Source organism: Nocardiopsis alborubida, assembly GCF_012396365.1.
Classification (GTDB): Bacteria; Actinomycetota; Actinomycetes; order Streptosporangiales; family Streptosporangiaceae; genus Nocardiopsis; species Nocardiopsis alborubida.
In genome coordinates, this window is the sequence record NZ_JAAXPG010000003.1 from 289,129 (window position 1) to 310,667 (window position 21,539).

Sequence of the window (21,539 nt, forward strand, 5' to 3'; positions counted from 1 at the left end):
AGCAACACGGCGTCACCGACCCCAGGTCAGTTCACGGGTTCACCCCGATTGGCCTGGGGTTTCCTCATGTCTGGGTCCGGTAGTCCATCGGATCAAAGGTCCCCTGGTTAGGTCACCCCTCAGGCAGTTCGTCCTGCCAGCGTTGCAGCACCCGTTTGCTGTCCTGCGTGTCGGGGTGGTCGAGGCCGAGCACCCGTGTGCGGTCGCGTATCAAGGCGGTGAGAAGCTCGACGGCTTTGGCGGCGTTACCGAATTCGTAGGTCCACCAGGCGAGGTTGTGGCGGGTGGCGAGGGTGTCGGGGTGGTCAGGTCCCAGGACGCGCAGGTTATCAACAAGGAGGTCTTGGAGGGCTGTGACGGCTGTCGTGGGCACTCCGGCTTCGCCCTGCCGGTGGGCGAGGTGGGCGCGGGTGACGAGTGTGTCGGGGTGGTCGGGTCCGAGGATTCGGATGCGGTCGGTGAGAAGGTCTTCGAAGGCCTGGGCGGCTCCGGCAGCATCCCCGGCCGCGCCCCGCAAGTAGGCGAGGTGGGCGCGGGTGACGAGTGTGTCGGGGTGGTCGGGTCCTAAGACGCGCAGCTGGTTGGTGAGGAGGACTTCGTAGGCTGTGGCGGCTCCGGTTGAGTCCCCAGCTTGGCCACGCCAGAGAGCGAGGTTGTGGCGGGTGGTGAGGGCGTGGGGGTGGTCGGGTCCGAGGACGCGCAGTATCTCGGGGAGGAGTTCCTCGAAAGCCTGGGCAGCTCCGATTAGGTCCCCGCTCTCGCCTCGCAGGTAGGCGAGGTTGTGGCGGGTGGTGAAGGTGTGGGGGTGGTCGGGGCCTAGGTAGTGATGTGCGGTTTGGGCCATTTTTTCCCAATAGGCCTTTGCCTCACCCACCTGTCCGGCTTCGGCCAGGCTGTTCCCTGCCTGGAATAGCACCACGTGGCCGTCGGGTTCCCACAACCACTCCTCTACGCTGCGTCCCTGGACGGAATGGTTCCGCAGGGTGCGGGTGTTCGAGCGCAGATGGTCGGCCAGGACGGTGTCGCGTTCTACCTCGGGCCACACCTCGAAGAGCGCGTTAGCAGCCGTGTACACGCTCTCCCGTGTGGGCTGGGTTGCCTGGTGTTCGCGGGTAGCGCGTTGGACGATCTGGTGCGTGCGGATCACCGGTTCGCTGGCCTCAGATGTCGTGACCGTACGGTTGATCAGGTTCAACCGATGCAGGCCGACCAGTGCGGTACGCACCTCCGGTACGGACAACTTGGGTGTGGTGGCCGGGGTCGCGGGGGAGTTGGTGGCTGAGGGTGCGTGTTCCGGTGCACTGCGCTGGGTGGCCAGGTACTCCAGGGCCGTGGGGCTGGTCAGCACGTGTTCGGGGATGGCTGTTCCGTCCAGAAGACCGATAAGCCCCATGAGTGGTCGGGCCACCCCTTGGGGGTTGAAGGTATCGACCTGGTTCAGGGACAGGTCCCACGTGGCGGCGAGCGGCGTGGGGGCATCCCAGTCGGGAAACACCTGGTGCAGGGTGGTCATTCGGTCGTGGAACAGCTCCAGGTAGTCAGCGCACGCTAGGCCGGTCTCGGCCATGTAGGTCACCGCTTGCCCCAGTGCGAGTGGGAGGAGCCCCAAGTCGTGGGCGACAGCGCCCAGCTCCCTGGTGGTGTGAGGGATCCCGGTTTCGCTCAGGGCACGGGCAAGGAAGGTATGGGCCTCGTCGGGGGTGTAGACGCCTACGTCGAGGAGGTGCCGTCCCTGGGTTGTCAGGGAGTGGTCGCGCCGGCGGGTGGTGACGAGGACTCGGCCGTGAGGTTGGTCGTGTGGGGGCCACAGGTCCCGCACCTGGGCGGGGTCGACGAGGTCGTCCCACACGATGAGCCAGCGCCGGTTCTGGTGCTTGTTCGGGTCATCAAGCCAGGTGAGGAACAGAAGTGCGGCGTCATCGTGGTCATCGGGAACGGTGGCGAACATCTGGTGGGCGGCTTGGGCGTAGGCGAAAGTAATGCGTTCGCGGTTGGATGCGTTGGCCCAGACGAGGACATCCATCCGTTCTTCGGGGGTGGTAATGCGGGCTAAGGCGCGGGCGTGGTGGGCGGCCAGTTGGGTCTTACCGACCCCGCCGGTGCCGGACAGGACTTGGCGCAGGACGACGGTCCCGAAGCTGTTCAGGGCCTCGCTGAGTTCGTCGCCGATGGTCCGGTGCTGGTAGTGGGCAGCCTGTTCGGGGATAGCGCCGACGCGTATCGGCCAGTCGACCGTATGAGGTCCGTGGTAGTGGTTGGTCTGCTTGCCGACCACCGGTCCGCGGAAGTCGCTGAAGCCGAGGTCGATGTGGTCGCCGTGGTAGGACGTGCTCACCGGGTCGGCTCTTGCCCGTTGTTGCCGGGCTCGGGACGGTGGTTGACCTGTTTGCCGATCACCGTTCCGTGGAAGTTGCCATCGCGGAAGTCGATGTGGTCGCCGCCGTAGGTGGTGTTCTCCACGTGCATGTCCCGGCCCTGGACGACGGTGCTTCCGGAGACGTTGCCGTTCACCGTGTTCGCGACGTCGCTTCCATCGCCTGTACGTGGAGGTGGGATTGGGGCGGAGGGTCGGGAGGTGGCGACCCAGGCGATGGCGGTGACGATGAGCGCCAGGGCGGTGGTGATGCCCGCTGCCCATGAGGCGGCTTCCCAGCCGTCGCGCGTACTGGGGCCGCCGCCGAACCACAATCCGGCTCCCAACGCGGCCAAGATTGCGACGCTTGCCGCTGCTGCCCAGATCCACCTTGCCCTGTTCATGCCATCTGATTGTGGCGCGTGAAGCCCGGCAGGGTAAGGGGTTTTGGCTGAAACGGCCGTATGCGGCCTGTGAGGCCATGCGGCGTACATGGGTCCCGCGCGGGCGTCGGGGCGGCTGTGGGGCGCTGGTGGGCGGGCGCGGGGTGTCCCGACGCAGGGCTACCAGGGTCACGGGAAGGCAAAGTGCTCCGCGAGGTCGAGCCCCACCTGTACTGGACCTTGTACTGGGGAGCACACATGGAGCATTTCAGGCCCCGATCCAGGACCGGCGCCTCGTCTGTTCGACTCGCGCACCCCGTCTGACCTGGGGTTTTGTGGCGCACCCGGCAGGATTCGAACCTGCGACCATCGGATTAGAAGTCCGGTTCTTTCGTGCCTCTACGTGCCACAGGGTGCCTTTTCGTCCCTATTTACCCGATCACCACCATCGTTTCGTGTCAAGAGGTGCCGCGTGGTGCCGTGTCAGTACGGAGCTGCGGAGCATAATCGGAGCACACACGGCCCGGTGGTGGCGTCCGATGGCACCTCGCGAGGTCCTCGCGAGCCGGGAGCCACCTTGCCCTGGCACGGGCTTCATGGTGTGACGCTGCCCGACAGGGCAGGGCTCAACTCTCGTCCATGGTCGCGCCGCTCGTTCGCGAACGCCCAGGCGGGGCCGATCCCGGGCGCGCTCGTCGGTGAGGACGGGGCCCGGGCGGTCTGGTACCCGGTGGTGGAGGACGCCGAGGCGCCCCTGCGCGCCCTGGACCTCATGCGGAGGCAGACGGAGTACCTGTCCGCGGCTCCCGCGAAGAGGGCCTGAGCCTTCCCGGAGGAAGGCCCGTCGCCCTTTCCCGGAGCAGGGGTGACGCACGTCACTTTCGTAGTGCCCGGCTGCGTGTTCTGCTCGGCTCGTCCGGAAGACCCCGCGCCTGACCACCACCGGGGCGGTTCCTCCGGAACCGGGACCGATCGTGGAACGTCACTCCATATGCGCATACTGCTATGGGAGTCCTGCGAAGCGGGCCACGGAATCCACGAGGGAGAGCAGGCATCGGATGAAGTTCGAACTGGTGGAGCCGCCTGACGGGTCGGAGGAGTCGGACGGGAGCGCCGCCGTCGCCGAAGCGCGGGACCCGGCGCCCGCCGACGGGATCGCGGTTCTCAAGGAATCGGACGCGGCCTTCCCCGGGCCCGTGCGGGAACGCAGGGCCAGGGCGGTCGAGGGCGTGCGCGCCTCGCTGGAGATGCTGCGGGCCCGCGTCGCCGAGCAGAACATGGCCGAGGTCCGCGTCCACGCTGCTGACCTACCGGAGGCCGAGGCCGGAGCCCTGTTCCACGCGCACCGGTTCGCAGCTTCCCCGGCGAAGGGAGACGGCCGATGAGCCGGTGGAACATCGACGTCTACGGGGTCTCGCTGGTCCTGGGCGACCTCGGCGGACAGCTCGGCCTCGAAGGAGGCGGGTTCTCCGACACCATCGACTCCACCGCCGACGGGATCGAGATGGCGCTGACCAACGCCAAGAGCCCGCCCGTGGAGGCCGCTCTGTCCGGGTTCTTCGAGCACTTCACCGGCGAGACCGACGCCATGTTCACCCGCACCCTGTCGTGTCTGCAGGGCGCCAACGACGCCACGCTGGCCTACAACCAGGGCCAGGAGGAGATGGCCGCCGAAGCCCAGAGTCAGGCGGGCACCGGCGAGAACCTCGACCTCTGACCCGACGCGCCCCCGCACCACCGACACCCCTGCCCCGCCCCCACGGAAGGCCCCCTGGTGAGTTTCGAGCCCACCGAGCCCCAGAACGGCGTGGACCCCAACCCGTTCACGCTCATCGTCCCCGACACCGTCCCCTACCCCCTCACCGACGTCTGGTCCCTCAACTACGCGGCCGAGACCCTGCGCACCGGCGGGGAGGACCTCTTCGGCGGGGCCGAGGACATGTCCTCCACCTGAGGCGGGCTCCAAGCCCACTACAGCGCACCGGAGAGCGAGACTCTCTTCGCCGCGATGGACCCCGTGGTCACCCGGGGAGAGGGCATCCAGAGCGACCTGGCCACCGTCGCCAGCGCGCTGGAGGACCTGGCCGAGGCGGCCGCGACCGCGCGCCGCTCGCTCAACACCCTGCGCATCGACGCCCAGAGCCTGTGGAACGCCAACCACGACAAGAAGGTGTGGTGGCTGAACAAGGACGACGAGACCGACGAGTGGGCGCTGGCGGAGAACATCCGCATCAAGGACGCGGTCAACACGGCCTGGTCGACCTTCAACGAGGCCGAGAACGCGTGCGCCAGTCGGATCTCGGCGACCTTCGGCGGCCCCGCCTACGTGTCCCCGGACCAGGCGGGCGGGGACGGAGCGCTGGTCTACGGGCTGCCCACCGACGCCGGTGAGCGCGACCTGTCCCTGGAACACCACTTGAGTCTCGACGGCGTCAACAGCAACATCAACGACGTCACGGCATGGGCGGGGAGCGAGTTCCACCCCTCCCTCGCGGACTGGGGCAACCCCACCGGTCAGGCGGCCTGGGACACGGTGGTCACCGACGTGCTGTGGGGGACGGCGGTGGGGCTGACGTCCAAGCTCGGGTTCTGGCACCCCGACAACGGGTGGCGGTTCGACCCGCGGGGGCGCTTGGAGAACTTCGGGGCGGCCTGGCGCGACGCGGGCATGGACGCGGCCGCGCTGGTCGGCATCCACGACGAGCACGGGTGGTTGTGGGAGCCGGGCGAGCGCGGCCGGGAGGGCTGGAGCGCCGGATGGGACCGGTGGACCGGCAACGCCCAGGACAGCCTCACCGAGGTCTGGGAGGGGCACACCGCCTGGTCCACACGCGATGACGGTGTCGCCTACTCCAACACCACTATGGCCGCCAACGCGGTGATGCTGACCGGCGGGCTGCCGCTCAAAGCTCTCAAGATCATCGCCGGGGCGGGGGTGGTCAGCTCCATGGACGCCCCCGGGGGATCGGGTGACGCGGAGTTCGACGGCTCCGGCTCGGGTTCCGGCGGGGGTTCGGACACGGGCTCGGACAACTTCACGTCGAGGGGCGGACCGGGAACGCGGGGCTGGCCCAGCAGTCCGCTGCCGGGCGCAGGGGAGGGCCAGCGTCCCACGGGTGAGCGCTTCGAGAACCCGCTCACCATGCTGAACAACTCACTGCTGGACCCCGACAGGTACCGCCCGCCCGCCTCCACCCCGAACGCCCCCGTACCCGACGGCGGCGGGAACCGGCCCTCGCAGAGCCCGCCCGCGCCGCAGCCCCAGGACAGCGGCACACCGTCCCATCGGTCTGGTGAGGACACTCCGCGGCGTTCCGACGAGGACGCGCAGGATGCGTCGAGAGCGCCCGGTGACAGACCCGGGGCCCCCGCTATGACTCCGCGGCCGGACAGCGAGTCCCGGAGCGGCGACACCGACGCGCCCCGCGCCGAGGACGACCCCGGACAGGGTCCCCCACGTCGTGACGAGGACGACGAGAGCGGTCGGAGCGACGAGCGGGAGGGCGCGGGCGGTCGGCGCGAGGAGCCGGAGGCGGAGCGTCCCGAGCCCGCCGCCGGTGGCGGTGGCGGTGGCGGGGGTGGCGACGAGCCCCCCAACGACCGCACCGGCACCGGCGGTGGTGACGGAGACGACTCCCTCCCGGAGCGCCCTGAACCTACTAACCCAAACAACCAGAAACCAGACCATAATGGCCCAATGCCTCCCGAGCTTCGGTCCGAACTCAGGGACATAATCCAGCAGGTGCCCGGATTTAGGCAGTCAGGCTTCAACGACAAGGACTACGCGAGCCTCTTCAACTCCCTGGAGAACAAGAGGTCCACTGTCGGCGCTCAGACTGCGGATATGATCCTGCAAGGACGTCTAGCCAACGTTGAAGGATTCAATGACATGATCGTCTCCCTCAAAAGTAGGGGCGACCTCCCCGCGAGGAATCAGGAAATGAGAATTGCTACGGACCTGCTGGATTCTGGCTTCCCGCCGGACAGGGTCGCGTTCCCCGGAAAAAACCCGATTACTGGAGAAGACCTTGACGTGGCTGTGAGAGGAGATGACGGTAGGGTTGAGTATGGTTACCAGGCGAAGGTAGTCGAAAATCCGGAGGGAATCAGGAGTGCGCTCCGGAAGATCAGGAAGCAATTCCCGGCGACGACCGAGGCGTCCCACCGGGGCGGAATCATTGAGGCTAACTTCGAGATGAATGAACTCCTAGACAGGGACCTGAGGAGCCTTCATGAAGCAGCCAAGGCTGAGAACATATCCTTCCATGTCCATTTCCAGGACGGAACTCTCGATTTCCCGCCTGGCGCTCCCCTCTACCCGACAAAATAGGGAGAACTGATGTCAAAACTCCTGCGTGCACCCAGCGAAGTCGGATCATGGCTGTGGTATATCGAAGCACCAGAGAAGCCCGACATCAGCGACAGTCTCACGGTCGTCGCGAAGTTGGCAGGCGTTCTGGGAAAGCACGAACTTCTCAAGTCGGATATTATGGAAGTCTGCTGGAGTCAATACGGAAAAGGAAAAATTGGGATCTGGACGAGGATCTCCCCGGGGGTCGCCTTCGCTGATTCCCGGTATGCGGACTTCGTGCAGCAGAGTCGACCCTCTGGTTTTCCTGACGCGTATGCCGCTCATATCGAAACAGTGAGTACCGGGATATGGATCGACGCGGACGGCAGGAGGCATCGGGAGCGCCAACTTGTCAGCCTGGTAGTCTCTCCGGAGCCTGGCGAGATCCAGGTAGAAATCAGTGTTCACCATGATATCTGGTCTTGGTATGACTTCGCAGGCCATCCTCACCCCGAGATTTACGACCAGAACGCACCACGCCTGGCTGCGGCCCTTGAAAATGTGGAGAAAGTGCTCCAAGTCGAGACTGAGAACGGGGAGGGTACGTATTTCGGTGTCTCGGAGGGTTTCTGGATTAAGCGCCCGGATGCTGAGGACCTTGTGGACGGCCTAGCCATGGACTCCACTGACAGGTTGTGATCCCCCTCGAAAACGCTGACTTGCGAAGCGCAACCTTCAGGGGCTGATCACGACCTTGGTGATCAACGACGATGAAAGGGAGCATGTCCCTGTTGACGAAGTCGCCGAAGGCCACCGCCACATGGACGTGGGTGGTTGAGCACGACGAAGGCTTGAACGGTCTGGAGGCGGGCTGTACGACGGCGATGACGGTGGCAAAGGCCCTGCAGGAGCACGATCTGCTGTACCTCGACAGCGTCGATGTGGACTGGTTCCAGTACGCATCCGGCCACACCGGCTTCCGATCCCGGGTTTTGCACTGCCGTGGCCTCACAACCGCTGCCCTGGCGAACCGGGTTCGCGACTCGCGGCCAGCAGGCCGACCAGAAGCCTACCCGGAGACGCTGTTTCTCATCGGCCCCGGAAACTGGATCGCGCCCGGCGGACGAAAGAGAGGCGAGCCCGAGCTCGTCGGTGTTTCCGTTGATATCGCCGCCGAGGACACGATGGTCGAGGTGAGCGTCTACCACGACATCTGGGCGGAGAACGACTTCTTCGGCCGCCCTCATTCGGAGGTTCATGACGGCAACGCCCCTCGCCTGAGCCAGGCTCTGAGAGGACTTGCGGCGGTGCTGGGGGGTGAGGCCGAGGCGGGCGAGCCCACCTACTTCGGTACGGCCATCAACTACGGCGTGGCGGCGCCTCGTGGCGGGGTGGCCGATGGAGGAATCGACGTGACTGATCGTCTCTAGAACGAGAGTTGGCTCATGTCGTGTGTGAGGGAGGCTGGGGAGTGCCGGGGGCCTCTTCCATGTATCCGGTAATCCTCAGGACTGCTGAGGGAGTGGTTCGACCAGCTCTGTTCCGCGCTGGCTGCTCCTGAGCTCCTCTCGGGGAAGACTGGTTTCAGGGGTGTTGGTCATGCCTGGATCGGGTTCGGTGTACAAGCGGTGCGGGTGCCGCGGCACCAAGGGGGCGAAGGCCGAAGAATGTCGGTGTCCTGGGCTGCGGCGGCGGGGGCATGGGAGCTGGTACTTCTCGGTGGAGCTGGAGCACGCTCCGGGCGGGAGGCACCGGGTGCGTCGGGGTGGGTTCGCCTCCCGGGGCGCCGCTCGTGAAGGCCTGCGCTAGGCCCGGGAGCTGGACGGAGCTGGGGCGGGTGCGTCGGTGGTGACGGTGGCGGTGTGGTTGGAGCGCTGGCTGGCCACGCGTACCCGGCTGCGTCCCTTGACCCGGATCAGCTACGCCGAGCACATTCACCGCTACCTCATCCCCCACCTGGGCGATGTGCCGTTGGAGGAGTTGACCCCCGCCCATGTGCGGGAGGCCTTCGAGCACATCTCTCAGCACACGGCGTCCACCGGGGCGCCGTTGTCTGCGGCGACGGTGCAGCGGATTCGCGCCACCCTGCGGGTGGCTCTGAACACCGCTGTGCGTGAGCGCTTGCTGCCCGCTAACCCGGCCCAGGGGCTGCGGTTGGAGAGCGGCCGGAGTGCGCGGCCGGTGGTGTGGACCGACCAGGCGGTGGCCGAATGGGCCCACAGCGGTGTGCGGCCGACGGTGGCGGTGTGGACGGTGGAGCAGACCCGCCACTTCCTGGACTTCGTCTCCGATCATCGACTGTACGCCCTGTTCCACCTGCTGGTGATGACGGGGCTGCGCCGTGGTGAGGTGGTGGCCCTGCGGTGGCCCGACCTCGACCTGATCCAGGGCACCGTGCGCGTCACCCGCCAGCTCCAGGCCCACCGGGGCGGGTTGGTGGAGTTGGCGCCCAAGAGCGCGGCGAGCCGCCGCATGCTCGTGCTGGACCACACCACTACCGGGGTGTTGCGCCGTCACCAGTGGCACCAGCAGAAGGAGGCCGAGGAACAGGGCCGGGTGTGGGATACGCGCGGGTTCGTGTTCACCGCCGTGCGGGGCGGTCCGCTGGCTCCTCAACGGTTGTCCCGGCTGTTCCGGAAACTGAACACGGAGAGTGGGTTGCCGCCGGTGCGGTTGCATGATCTGCGGCACGGGTCGGCGACGTTGGCGTTGGCTGCGGGGGTGGAGTTGAAAGTGGTGCAGGCGATGCTGGGCCATGCCAGCATCGTGCTCACAGCGGATACCTATTCCAGCGTGTTGCCGCAGGTCGCGCGGGAGGCGGCCGAGCGGACCGCGTGGCTGGTGCTACGTGACTCCGGTAAGACGCACCAGCGAGGATGGGCGCGAAGGGGGAACGCGAGGCTGGTCCCATCTCGGTCCCACTCTGGTCCCATCAGTGCGGCGGCTCCTCGGAGATGAGGTGACGTACCCCGTCTGACCTGGGGTTTTGTGGCGCACCCGGCAGGATTCGAACCTGCGACCATCGGATTAGAAGGATTTTTTCGTGCTCCTCCGTGCCACACGGTGCCTTTTCATAACTATCTGTCCGATCGCCGCCATCGTTTCGTGTCAAGAGGCGCCGCCCGGTGTCGTGCCAGTCCGGAACTGCGGAGCACAAACGGAGCACACACCGGCCCCTGGTGGCGTCCGATGGCACCTCGCGAGGTCCTCCATGAGCGGGGAGCGGGACCGGGGCGCTGTGGCGGTTGAAGGGGCTGGCCGAGACCGATCCCGTCCGGCTCCAGGTGCGCATCGAGGCATTCAACGGGTCCCTGCAGGTTCGCGTCGACGAGGGCCAGGGCGCATGGAAGACGCTCATGCTGGGCGTCGATGGCCTGGGGTCCGGTGGTCTGCTTTTGCTTTCGTCCTCATCAGCGGGATGCGTTTGTCGGGGAACGACATGGGTCCGCGCTGAGCTGCGGTCCTTTGGAGCGCCCGAAAAGGGGGCAGTCCTGTGAACAGGCTTTTCCAAGCCAAACGAGAGGGAAGTGGCCGGATGCGGCCAACATGGTGCTGAGTTCCCCGTCTGTGGCCGAATGTGCATGTCGTGCACTCGTGTGCCACATGTTGTGACGTGTGCCACTCTCGTGTTGTTTCCTTCGGGCTGCTAACTTCCCGTTCGGTCCCAGGACAACCACCACCCGTGTCCCCATGACACGGGACCCCTGCGGTGATCCCCCAACCTGGGTTAGAGAGCTCTGCCATGCCCCGCCATGCGCGAGTACTCGGCGCTGCCCTCACGGCGTCGTTGCTCCTCATGCCTGCTCTGTCCACCCCCGCCTACGCGGACGAGGAGCCTGACCCCGGTCCCTCCGTCTCGACCGCCGACCTGACCACTGATCAGGAAGCCCTGGTCCAGGCCCAGGAGACCGGCGAACCGGTCGAGATCACCGCCGCCACCACCGAGACCACCCGGCACCTGGCCAACCCCGACGGCAGCTTCACCATGGAGCAGAGCGCCTTCCCGGTGCGGGTGCGGGCCCAGGACGGCTGGACCCCCGTCGACACCGACCTGACCGTGGACTCCGACGGCCGTCTCCGCCCCAAGGCGGTCAGCGCCGACATCGCCTTCTCCGGCGGGGGAGACCAGGCCCTGGCCAGCATCGGGATCGGCTCCAACTCCGTCGACCTGGGCTGGCACGAGGACCTGCCCGCCCCCGCCGTCGACGGTCCCCAGGCCACCTACGCCGACGTCCTGCCGGACGTGGACCTGGTCCTGACCGCGGGCGTGGACGGGTTCGGGCAGGTGCTGGTGGTGCACACCCCCGAGGCGGCCCGGCACGAGGACCTCGCCGAACTCGAAATGGCTCTGGCCACCACCGGTGTCACCATGCACCTGGCGGAGAACGGCACCCTGGAGGCACTGGGCGACCTGGGCCAGGAGAGCGTCTTCACCGCGGTCGCTCCAGCGATGTGGGACTCCGCGGGCGCTGAGGAGACCGGCGAGGACCCCACGCTGATGGCCCCCATGGGCGCGCGCACCGAACTCCTGGGCGTGGACCTGACCACCGACAGCATCCGCCTGGTCCCCGACGCCGCCATGCTCGACGACGCCGAGACCGCCTACCCCGTCTACATCGACCCCTCGCTGGCGGTGAGCCGGGTGGGGCGCACCTACGTCAACGCCAACTACCCGAGCCAGTCGTACTGGAACTACTCCACCTCCCACGACCCCGGCGTGGGCTACGAACCGAGCGACGGCAGTACCAAGCGCGCGTTCTGGCGCTTCAGCGTCGACTCGCGCACCCGCAACGCCGACATCACCCGGGTCACCTTCCGCCCCAGGGTCACCCACGCCTACGGGTGCACCAACGCGCAGATCCAGCTGTGGCGCACCGACTCCATCACCTCCTCCACCACCTGGAGCAGGCAGAACACCTCGGCGTTCTGGAACACCAGGCTCGACACCCGCACCATCAACGCCGGACGCTCCAACTGCCCCGGAGGCACCTCACCGACGGTGGAGTTCGACGCCACCGACGGGTACGTGCACAGCCGCGACGCGGGCCACACGACCACCACCCTGGGCCTGCGCGGCAACGAGAGCAAGTCCTCCAGCAACTGGGACTGGCGCCGCTTCGACGCCAACCCGACCCTGCAGGTGGACTACAACAACCCGCCCGAGATCCCCACCAAAATCTCGGACTCCCACGGCGGCACCTGCTCCACCGACCCGGACAACCCGCGCCTGATCAACGAGACCAGGCCCACCTTCACCGCCTACGTGCGCGACCGCGACTCCACCTCGGCCAACCGCCAGAAGGTCAAGACCCGCTTCGCCTGGTGGGTGGGGGGCACACGGACCGGTGAGGTGGACACCTCCTCCACCAACGTGGCCGTGTGGTCCTCGGGCTCCTACCAGTCGGTGCGCTCCGGCGAACTGCCCGAGGACGTGCTCATCGGCTACCGGGCCAACGCTCACGACGGCACCTCCTGGTCGGGCTGGACCGGCTACTGCTACCTGAGGGTCAGCACCGCACGCCCCGACCAGGGCCCAGCGGTCACCTCCACCGACTACCCCGCCGGGGACGAGTTCCACGGTTCCCCCGGCCTACCCGGGCAGTTCACCCTCTCCAACAACGGTGTCGAGAACGCCGAGAGCTACTTCTACGCCCTCAACGACGACTCCTGCGTCACCGAGGCCGAGCCCGAACAGCCGGGCGGTGAGGTGACGGTGACCCTTACCCCGCGCCTGGAGGGCCCCAACCGGATCTACGCGCGCACCGTGGACGCCTTCGGCAACTCCTCCGACTGCGTGCTCGTCTACTCCTTCCTCGTCGCCCCGCCCAGAGACCCGGTCGCCCACTACACCTTCGACGAGGGACAGGGGAGCCGGGCCGCGGACAGTGCCAACCCCGACCAGGGTGCCACCCTCTCCGACGGGGTGGAGTGGGTGCGCGGACGCGTCGGCTCTGTGGACAACCCCCATACCGACCCCGCCCCGCGCCTGGAGGGCACCGCCGTCCACACCAGCGGCTACACCGACGGCGACCCAGGCCCCTACGACGAGATCACCGCCGACGGCTCGGCCGTGGACACCTCCGGAACCTTCTCCGTCTCGGCATGGGTCAAGCTCGACCGCGCCTACGCCCACCACACCGCCGTCGCCCAGGAGGGCGAGCAGCAGAGCGCCTTCCACCTGGGCTACCAGGGAAACACCGACCAGTGGGTGTTCAAGATGTCGTCCAAGGACGAGTACTGGGACGGCTCCCGGAACTGGGACATGGTCACTTCCACCGACTCCGCCGAGGTCGGGGTGTGGACCCACCTGCTCGGTACCCACGATGAGCAGACCGGTGAGATGGCCCTGTACGTCGACGGTGTGAGGCAGGGTACGGACACGCTCGTCGGAGGGTGGAACGCCACCGGGCCGCTGACCATGGGACGCGCCCTGTTCCAGGGAACTGGCAACTACTACTGGCCCGGTGCGATCGACGACGTGAAGGTCTGGGACCGGCTGGTGCTGAACGAGACGGTCTCCGATGCCGAGACCGCCTCCGAGGTGTGGCGCCTGGCCAGTCGGCCGGTGGCCGCCGAGGGCCGGTGGATGCTCGATGAGTGGGACGGTACGGCGGTGGCCGACTCCACCGACCACGGTTTGGGCGCCACCCTGCACGGCGACCCCCTCACCGCGTGGAACACCGCCGAGAACGGCATCACCGCCTCTCCAGGGGTACGCCTCAACGGCGCCGACGAGTACGTCGAGGCACCCGGACCCGCGCTGCGCACTGACCGCAGCTTCAGCGTCGCGGCATGGGTACGCCTGGACGAGACCGGCGAAGGTGTCAACACCTCCGCGGTGAGTCAGGCGGGCGAGTTCCAGAGCGGTTTCCACCTCGGCTACCAGGGATCACGTGGAGCGTGGGTGTTCAAGATGGCCCCCCACGACGACGCTCCGACCTCGGGTTCGACCGGATGGACCTACGCCTACTCCACCACCGCCGCCCGGTTGGGGGAGTGGACCCACCTGGCCGGGGCCTACGACCACACCACCGGTGAACTGGTGCTCTACGTCAACGGCTTCGAGGAGTCCCGCCTGGCGGTGGACCACGCCTGGCACGCCGACGGCCCCTTCCGGATCGGCAGTGCCCAACACGGCGGTTCCAACACCTACCACTGGACCGGCGACATCGACGACGTCCACGCCTACCAGGGCGTGGTCAGCGACCGTGAACTGTCCTGGGTGTACGCGGGCGAGTTCGCCAACACCCAGAGCTGACAACGCTTTCGACCTCCCCCTGCCCCTGTGATCGTCCTCCACCCGAGCGGTGGAGGACAGGAGGACTGCTGTGATCCCGCGCAGTGACACCCCCACCCGCCCCGGCCCGATCCGCCGAGGCATCACCTACTCGGTCGGCCTCGTCCTCGTGGCCGGACTGCTCAACGCCCTCCCGGCGTCCGCCACGGCCTACAACCCGCGCCCGGAGGTGGAGGACCTGCCCTCCGTCGAGGGGCAGGACCTGGTCGCCGAGGCACTGGAGGAGAACGACGCCGTCGCGGAGGCGGCCGTGACCGCTCCGGAGAAGGTCGACTGGCCCGAGGCCTCGGCCACCCACGTGGACCTGGGCGGAGAACAGGCGCGGACGCTCAGAGCACAGGAGCAGTCGCCGGTCACGGTCACGGCTGTAGAGGGGGAGGACCTCGCTGACTGGGAGGCCCCGAGCACTGGGGTGAATGGGCGCCACCGGTCCCCGAGGAGGAAGCGCCCGAGGAGGAGGCTGCCGCACCGGAGGAGACCCCCGCTCCGGAGGAGACGCCTTCGGCGGAGGAACCGCCGCGCGAGGATGCCCCGACACGGGAGCCCGCTCCGGACACCGTCGAGGAAGAAGAGGCGCCGGAGGCCGCGCAACCCTCACCTGACAGCAGCCCGTCCCCCGACCACAACGAGATGCGCAGAGAGCCCGTCACTCCGGACGAGCCCGAGGTGGACGCCTTCTCCGCCCCCGAGCCCGTCGAGTCGGTCCAAGTGGAGGTCCTGGACCAGGCCGACGCCGAAGCGGCCGGAGTGCACGGCCTGCTCGTCAGCATCACCCGCACCGACGACTCGCTCACCCTCGCACCGGTCCGGATGGAGGTGGACTACTCCGAGTTCGCCGCCGCGTTCGGCGGCGACTACGCCTCACGCCTGCACGTCGTCGAGCTCGACCCCTGTGTCCTGGACGACTCCTGCCCGGAGGAGGAGGCGGTCGCCTTCGACGCGCCCCAGCTCCTCGACAACAGCGTCCCGGACCAGAGCCTGTCCGCCCTCGTGGGCGCGGCGCCCGCCCAGGGGTCCCTGTTCGCCGTCACCTCCGCTCCTGCCGGGGGCAACGGCGACTACCGGGCTACGAAGCTCTCGCCCTCCTCCACCTGGAACGTCAACACCCAGGCGGGCGACTTCTCCTGGTCCTACGACCTGTCCGTCCCGCCCGCGCCCAGCGCGCTGGTCCCCGCCATGGGCCTGAGCTACTCCTCCGGCGGGGTGGACGGGCGCGTGGCCACCTCCAACAACCAGACCTCCTGGATCGGCGACGGGTTCGCCTACGCCCCGGGATCGATCGAGCGCCGCTACGCCGCCTGCGCCGACTCCGGACACAGGACCGGTGACCTGTGCTGGAACACCGACAACGTCACCCTGTCCATGAGCGGACACTCCGGTGCGCTCATCAAGCACGACGACGGCACCTACCGGCTCTCCAACGACGACGGGACCAAGGTCGAAAGGCTCACCGGCGCCACCAACGGGGCGCACGAGGGCGAGTACTGGAAGGTCACCACCCCCGACGGCACCCAGTACTTCTTCGGCCGCAACCGCCTGCCCGGCTGGTCCAGCGGCGACCCCGAGACCGACTCCGCGCAGACCATGCCCGTCTACGCGGCCGAGTCCGGACAGCCCTGCTACGACTCCACCTTCGCCGAGTCCTGGTGCCAGCAGGCCTACAAGTGGAACCTCGACTACGTCGTGGACGTGCACGGCAACGTCATGACGTTCTACTACGACGCCGAGACCAACCACTACGGCCGCAATCTCACCAACACCGCCACCCCCTACGTGCGCGCGGCCAACATCGAGCGCATCGAGTACGGCCTGCGCAGCGACGACGTGTACGCCACCGCTCCGGCGCGCGTGGTCTTCTCCACCTCCGAACGCTGCCTGGTCACCGACTCCTTCGAATGCGCGGCCGACGAGCGCACCTCCGACAACGCCGAGCACTGGCCCGACGTCCCCCTGGACCAGGACTGCGAGTCCGGCTCCTCCTGCGCGGGCAAGCACTCGCCCACCTTCTGGTCCACCAGGAAACTCGACGCCGTCACCACCCAGATCCACAACGGTGACGAGTACACCAAGGTCGACTCCTGGACCCTGAAGCACTCCTTCCCCGAGGCGGGCGACGGCACCGGCCCGACCCTGTGGCTGGACTCCATCGAGCACACCGGCCACGTGGGCGGCACCGAGACCCTGCCCAAGGTCACCTTCGGCGGCACCCAGATGCCCAACCGGGTGGACTCACCCACCGACGACATCGCGCCGATGCTGCGCTGGCGCATCACCGAGATCCGCACCGAGACCGGCGGACAGCTCGACATCACCTACTCCGCACCCGAGTGCGTGCACGGCGAGACTCCCCAACCGCACAGCAACACCAAGCGCTGCTATCCGGTCAAGTGGACCCCCGAAGGCGGGGTGGAGCTGACCGACTGGTTCCACAAGTACGTCGTCACCGAGGTCAACGAACTCGACCTGGTCACCGACCAACCCACACTGACCACCAGCTACGACTACGTGGGAACCCCGGCCTGGCGCTACACCGAGGCCGACGGCATGGTCAAGGACAAGTACCGCACCTGGGCGGACTGGCGCGGCTACGACCGGGTCATCGTGCGCACCGGCCACGCCACCGAGGAGCGGAGCGAGACCGAGTACCTGTACTTCCAGGGCATGGACGGCGACAAACAACCGAGCGGCACCAGGGACGTCTCGGTCACCGACTCACACGGCGTCGAGCACACTGACCACAAGGAACTCAACGGCACCCTCCTGGAGACCATCACACGCGACGGCGAGGACGGCCAGGAGATCTCCCGGGAGATCACCACCCCCTGGCTGCGCGAGACCGCCGAGGTCACCCACGACTGGGGCAGCCAGACCGCGCACATGATCCGCACCGAACGTGTGGACAGCTTCACCCGCCTCTCCGACGGCACCTGGCGCCACGCGCGGGTGGACCACACCCTCAACGACGACGGCGTCATCACCCGCACCCGCGACCACGGCGACGTGGACGTCGCCGGGGACGAGGAGTGCATTCACACCACCTACGTCAGCAACACTGACGCCTGGATCCTCAACCTCGTCTCACGCACCGAAACCCTGGACGTGGACTGCGGACAGACCCCTGACCGTCCCGAGGACGTCGTCACCGACGAACTCGTGTCCTACGACGGAGGCGGCCACGGTGACGCCCCGACCCGCGGCCTGCCCACCCGTACGGAGAAGCTCGACTCCTACTCCGGCGGCCAGCCCGTCTACCAGATGGTGCAGGAAGCCGAGTTCGACTCCTTCGGCAACACCGTCGCCGAGACCAACGCCAACGGCGGGGTGACCACCACCGACTACGCCCAGACCGCCGTGGGGCTGCCGGAGTCGGTCACCGAGACCAACCCGCTCGGGCACACCACGACCACGGTCGTGGATCCGGCGCGCGGGATGCCCGTGGCCGAGACCGATGCCAACGGCCGCACCATGCACATGGGCTACGACCCGCTCGGCCGCCTCACGAGCGTGTGGCTGCCCGACCGCGACCCCGACGCCGACATCCCCACCGCGAAGTTCGAGTACCACATCCGCCAGGACGCGCCCACCTCCGTGGTCACGCACACCCTGAACAACCGCACCGACTACACCACCAGCTACGAGATCTTCGACGCCTTCCTTCGCCCCCGACAGACCCAGGGCCCGAGTCCGGCGCAGGAAGGGGGGCGGCTGATCACCGACACCTTCCACGACACCCGCGGCCAGGTGGTCATCCAGCGCGAGGCCTACTACAACGCCGACGAACCCAGCGGCACGCTGTTCGTGGCCGCCAACGACGCCAACATCCCACGCCAGACCGAAACCCTCTACGACGGAGCCGGACGCGCCACCGACATCCTGCACGTGGGCTTCGGCGAGGAGCGCTGGCGCACCAGCACCGAACACCACGGAGACCGCACCCTGGTCACACCGCCCGACGGAGGCGTGGCCACCACCTCCATCGTCGACGCCCAGGGACGCCTGACCGAGGTACGCACCCACCACGGCCCCACCCCCGAGGGCGACTACGACGCCATCACCTACACCTACGCCAAGAACGATGAACTGGCCACGGTCACCGACCCCGAGGGCAACACCTGGACCTACACCTACGACCTGCGCGGTCGCCTGGTCCGGACCGAGGACCCCATCACGGGCACCACCGAGATGGCCTACAACCGGCTCGACCAGCTGGTGACCACCACCGACGCCCGCGGCCAAACCCTCGCCTACTCCTACGACGCGGCTGGCCGCCAGATCGGTCTGCACGACGACGCACCGGACGGCCCGCTGCGGGCGAAATGGGTCTACGACACCCTGGCCAAGGGACGCCTGACCTCCTCCACCCGGTACGTGGACGGCAGCGCCTACACCTCCCGGGTGGTGAACTACGACCAGTTCTACCGGCCCACCACCACCGAGGTCCTCATCCCCTCCAGCGAACCGGGGCTCGCGGGACGCTACCGCTTCTCCACGCAGTACAACCCCGACGGCTCCGTCAAGGCGCAGACCATGCCCGCCGTGGGCGGCCTGGGTCAGGAGACCGTCGGCTACTCCTACAACGACCTCGGCATGCCCATCGCGATGTCGTCGAGGTTCGCCGAGTACGTCACGGCGACCGTCTACAGCAACACCGGTGAGCTGCGCCAGCGCACCATGGACATGGGTGCCTCCGGCACCCACGCCACCTACCTGACCCGCCACTACGACCCGGCCACCGGGCGCATGGCCCAGACCACCCTGGTCCCCGAGCAGGGGGTCACCGGCTCACTGGTGCACCAGCACTACACCTACGACGACGCGGGCAACATCCTCAACCTGCGCGACGAGCCCACCGCCGAACACCTCCAGGCGGACGTGCAGTGCTTCACCTACGACCACATGCGCCGCATGACCGGAGTGTGGACCCCCGACGCCGCCGGTGAGGAGGCCTGTGCAGCGGCGCCCTCGGCCGACGCCCTGGGCGGAGCCGCACCCTACTGGCACGCCTACACCTACGACACCCTGGGCAACCGCACCACCGAGGTCCAGCACGGCCCCACCGGGGACATCACCCGTACCTACACCCACGGTGACGCGACCGGACTGCGCCCCCAGGCTCTGACCAGGGTCGAACAGACCGGGCCCGGCGGCGACCGGCTGGAGACCTACGCCTACGACGAGGCCGGGAACATGACCGGCCGCACTACCGCCTCCCGCGACCAGGACCTGGAGTGGGACGCCGAGGGCAACCTGGCCCGCGTCACCGAGGAGGACGGCTCCCAGACCTCCTACGTCTACGACGCCGACGGCCAGCGCCTGATCCGTCACGCCCCGGACGCCTCCACCCTCTACCTGCCGGGGATGGAACTGCGCCTGGACCGGCAGAGTCTGCTCAAGGAAACCACCCGGTTCTACTCCTTCGCGGGAGAGACCGTCGCGGTGCGCAACAACGACGGCACCCTGTCGTGGATCCACTCCGACCGCCACGGAACGGGACAGGTCGCGATCAACGCCCGCACCGGTGAGACGACCCACCGGTACACGACGGTGTTCGGCACCGACCGGGGCAGTGTGGGCGAATGGCCCTCCGAGCGCGGGTTCGTGGACGGGACGATCGACGCCTCCACCGGTCTGACCCAGTTGGGTGCGCGTGCCTACGACTCGGGGCTGGGCCGGTTCATCTCGGTGGACCCGCTGATGGACGTGACCGACCACCAGCAGATGCACGGCTACACCTACGCCAACAACAACCCGGTGACCTTCACCGACCCCGACGGGTTGATGCTGAACTGCATTGATTTCTGTGGTCCGGGCGGCTACCTGGTGGTCAGCAAGCCCGGCGGCGGCACTCGTCTATACGACTACGACCGTAAGCAGTACATCAATAAGAAGCCCGGCGGCGGGGTCACCTACACACCGGGCAGGAACTGGAACCCGCAGGGCAAGTCCAACTCCCGTGGCGGTTCCGGTGGCGGAACGACGTACCAGGGTCAGCAGGGTCCGTCGCAGGCCTATCTGGACGCCCAGCGTGAAAAGGAGGAGGCCAAGCAGAAGCTGATCGCCGCCGCGACCGGATTGGCGAAGCTGGTCGCGGACGAGCTGGGGATTACGGCTGGCCTGGAGTGCTTCACCACCGGCGATCTGGGGGCGTGTGGCGAGACGGCGTTGAACATCGCGTCGATGTTCGTGGGTGGCCTGGCGGGCAAGATCGCGATCAAGTACGGGTTGCGGTGGGGCAAGGCCGCAGAACTGGGGCGCAGGATCGCCGAGCTCGGCGGTGAACTGATCGACGGGGTCAACGGTCTGATCAGGGCCAACCGTAAGGTCGACAACCTTTCCTGCCCGATCGGCAACAGTTTCGTACCCGGAACACGGGTGGTGATGGCCGACGGATCGACCAAACCGATCGAGGAGGTCGATGTCGGTGAGAAGGTGCTGGCCACCGATCCGGAGACCGGTGAGCAGACCGCGCGGACGGTGCTGGCCACGATCATCGGGTCGGGCAGCAAGCACCTGGTGGAGATCACGGTGGACCCGACCACCGAGCGCGAAGCGCCCGATGAGGGGACCGATTCCGAAACTGAAGGCCAGCAGGCCGAGCAGTCGGGTATCCCTGGTCCGGTAACGGCGGGGGACGTGGTCATCGCGACCGACGGGCACCCGTTCTGGGTGCCTGACCTGGGGCAGTGGGTTGACGCGGTCGACCTGGCTCCGGGGATGTGGTTGCAGACCTCGGCGGGCACGTGGGTGCAGGTCTCCGCGGTGCAGGCCTGGACGCAGGCCGCGACGGTCCATAACCTGACCGTCCAGGGCGTCCACACGTTCCACGTCACTGCTGGGGGCCTGGACGTCCTCAACCACAACTGCAACGAAGGCATCGCAACATTGCATTACCATGGAGAGGGAAACCACTTCAGTATTGAAGTTACGGATGGTGAGACGGTGTCTCATACTCATCTGATGCCGCATGGGAGCGAAGCAGTAGTCTCTTCGTACTCCGGTGCTCCGAGTATCATGAGCCGTGATATCGATCTCCCGAATGCTCGGGCAGCCTTGGATTTTCAAAAGGATACTCAGGGCGGTTGGGGTGAGTATCATGAACTCGGCAACAGTTGTTTGACGTACTGTACGAGCGTTCTTCGTGCAGGAGGTTATGATGCTCCGAGCGGGATGCGGGCCATCCCGTGGGCGCGTGATTTCCTCTCAGTCCGGTAGTTT

The 21,539-nt window shown here is 67.4% G+C and carries 13 protein-coding genes and 1 tRNA gene; 10 read left to right on the forward strand and 4 right to left on the reverse strand.

All coding sequences use genetic code 11. From position 1 onward, the window contains the following. Positions 1-112: 112 nt before the first annotated feature. From HGB44_RS05035 to HGB44_RS05045, 3 genes are all read right to left on the reverse strand, one after another. On the reverse strand, positions 113-2,335 hold the full coding sequence (locus HGB44_RS05035) for a tetratricopeptide repeat protein (protein WP_061082831.1): 2,223 nt from the start codon (positions 2,333-2,335) through the stop codon (positions 113-115). After that, complete coding sequence (locus tag HGB44_RS05040) at positions 2,332-2,709, reverse strand: hypothetical protein (RefSeq protein ID WP_168443950.1); 378 nt, start codon at positions 2,707-2,709, stop codon at positions 2,332-2,334. The genes HGB44_RS05035 and HGB44_RS05040 overlap by 4 nt, the downstream gene beginning before the upstream one ends. A 363-nt stretch (positions 2,710-3,072) precedes the next feature. Next, positions 3,073-3,153: transfer RNA gene (locus HGB44_RS05045), tRNA-OTHER, on the reverse strand. Positions 3,154-3,337: 184 nt separating this feature from the next. On the opposite strand from HGB44_RS05045, the gene HGB44_RS05050 reads away from it, so the two are divergent. The 9 genes from HGB44_RS05050 to HGB44_RS05085 all read left to right on the forward strand — a co-directional run bounded on the left by HGB44_RS05050 (position 3,338) and on the right by HGB44_RS05085 (position 14,285). Next, positions 3,338-3,559, forward strand: a complete 222-nt coding sequence (locus tag HGB44_RS05050) for a hypothetical protein (RefSeq protein WP_061082833.1) — start codon at positions 3,338-3,340, stop codon at positions 3,557-3,559. Between the two features lie 235 nt (positions 3,560-3,794). Next, positions 3,795-4,121, forward strand: coding sequence for a cell envelope biogenesis protein TolA (locus HGB44_RS05055; protein ID WP_231972606.1), 327 nt, complete (start codon positions 3,795-3,797; stop codon positions 4,119-4,121). Beyond that, complete coding sequence (locus tag HGB44_RS05060) at positions 4,118-4,453, forward strand: DUF6507 family protein (RefSeq protein ID WP_061082834.1); 336 nt, start codon at positions 4,118-4,120, stop codon at positions 4,451-4,453. The genes HGB44_RS05055 and HGB44_RS05060 overlap by 4 nt, the downstream gene beginning before the upstream one ends. A 57-nt stretch (positions 4,454-4,510) precedes the next feature. Next, positions 4,511-4,690, forward strand: coding sequence for a hypothetical protein (locus tag HGB44_RS31775; protein WP_231972607.1), 180 nt, complete (start codon positions 4,511-4,513; stop codon positions 4,688-4,690). Positions 4,691-4,744: 54 nt separating this feature from the next. Continuing rightward, positions 4,745-7,066: a hypothetical protein gene (locus HGB44_RS05065; RefSeq protein WP_231972608.1), complete on the forward strand. Its 2,322-nt coding sequence runs from the start codon at positions 4,745-4,747 to the stop codon at positions 7,064-7,066. A gap of 9 nt (positions 7,067-7,075) precedes the next feature. Further along, positions 7,076-7,726: a hypothetical protein gene (locus tag HGB44_RS05070; RefSeq protein WP_156910854.1), complete on the forward strand. Its 651-nt coding sequence runs from the start codon at positions 7,076-7,078 to the stop codon at positions 7,724-7,726. Positions 7,727-7,809: 83 nt separating this feature from the next. Then, positions 7,810-8,457 (forward strand): hypothetical protein, encoded by a 648-nt coding sequence (locus HGB44_RS05075; RefSeq protein WP_061082835.1) that lies wholly within the window; start codon positions 7,810-7,812, stop codon positions 8,455-8,457. A 415-nt stretch (positions 8,458-8,872) separates the two neighbouring features. Then, entirely contained in the window at positions 8,873-9,985 is a 1,113-nt protein-coding gene (locus HGB44_RS05080; protein ID WP_061082836.1) for a tyrosine-type recombinase/integrase, read from the forward strand. A gap of 784 nt (positions 9,986-10,769) precedes the next feature. Continuing rightward, positions 10,770-14,285, forward strand: a complete 3,516-nt coding sequence (locus HGB44_RS05085) for a LamG-like jellyroll fold domain-containing protein (RefSeq protein WP_061082837.1) — start codon at positions 10,770-10,772, stop codon at positions 14,283-14,285. Between the two features lie 189 nt (positions 14,286-14,474). Here the strand turns inward: HGB44_RS05085 and HGB44_RS31780 are convergent, their stop codons facing one another. Next, positions 14,475-14,687: a hypothetical protein gene (locus HGB44_RS31780; protein ID WP_231972609.1), complete on the reverse strand. Its 213-nt coding sequence runs from the start codon at positions 14,685-14,687 to the stop codon at positions 14,475-14,477. 267 nt (positions 14,688-14,954) lie between these two features. Between HGB44_RS31780 and HGB44_RS32370 the strand changes: the two genes are divergently transcribed. Next, a complete protein-coding gene (locus HGB44_RS32370) occupies positions 14,955-21,536 on the forward strand; it encodes an RHS repeat-associated core domain-containing protein (RefSeq protein WP_267909050.1) in 6,582 nt (2,193 codons plus the stop codon). Positions 21,537-21,539: the final 3 nt, after the last annotated feature.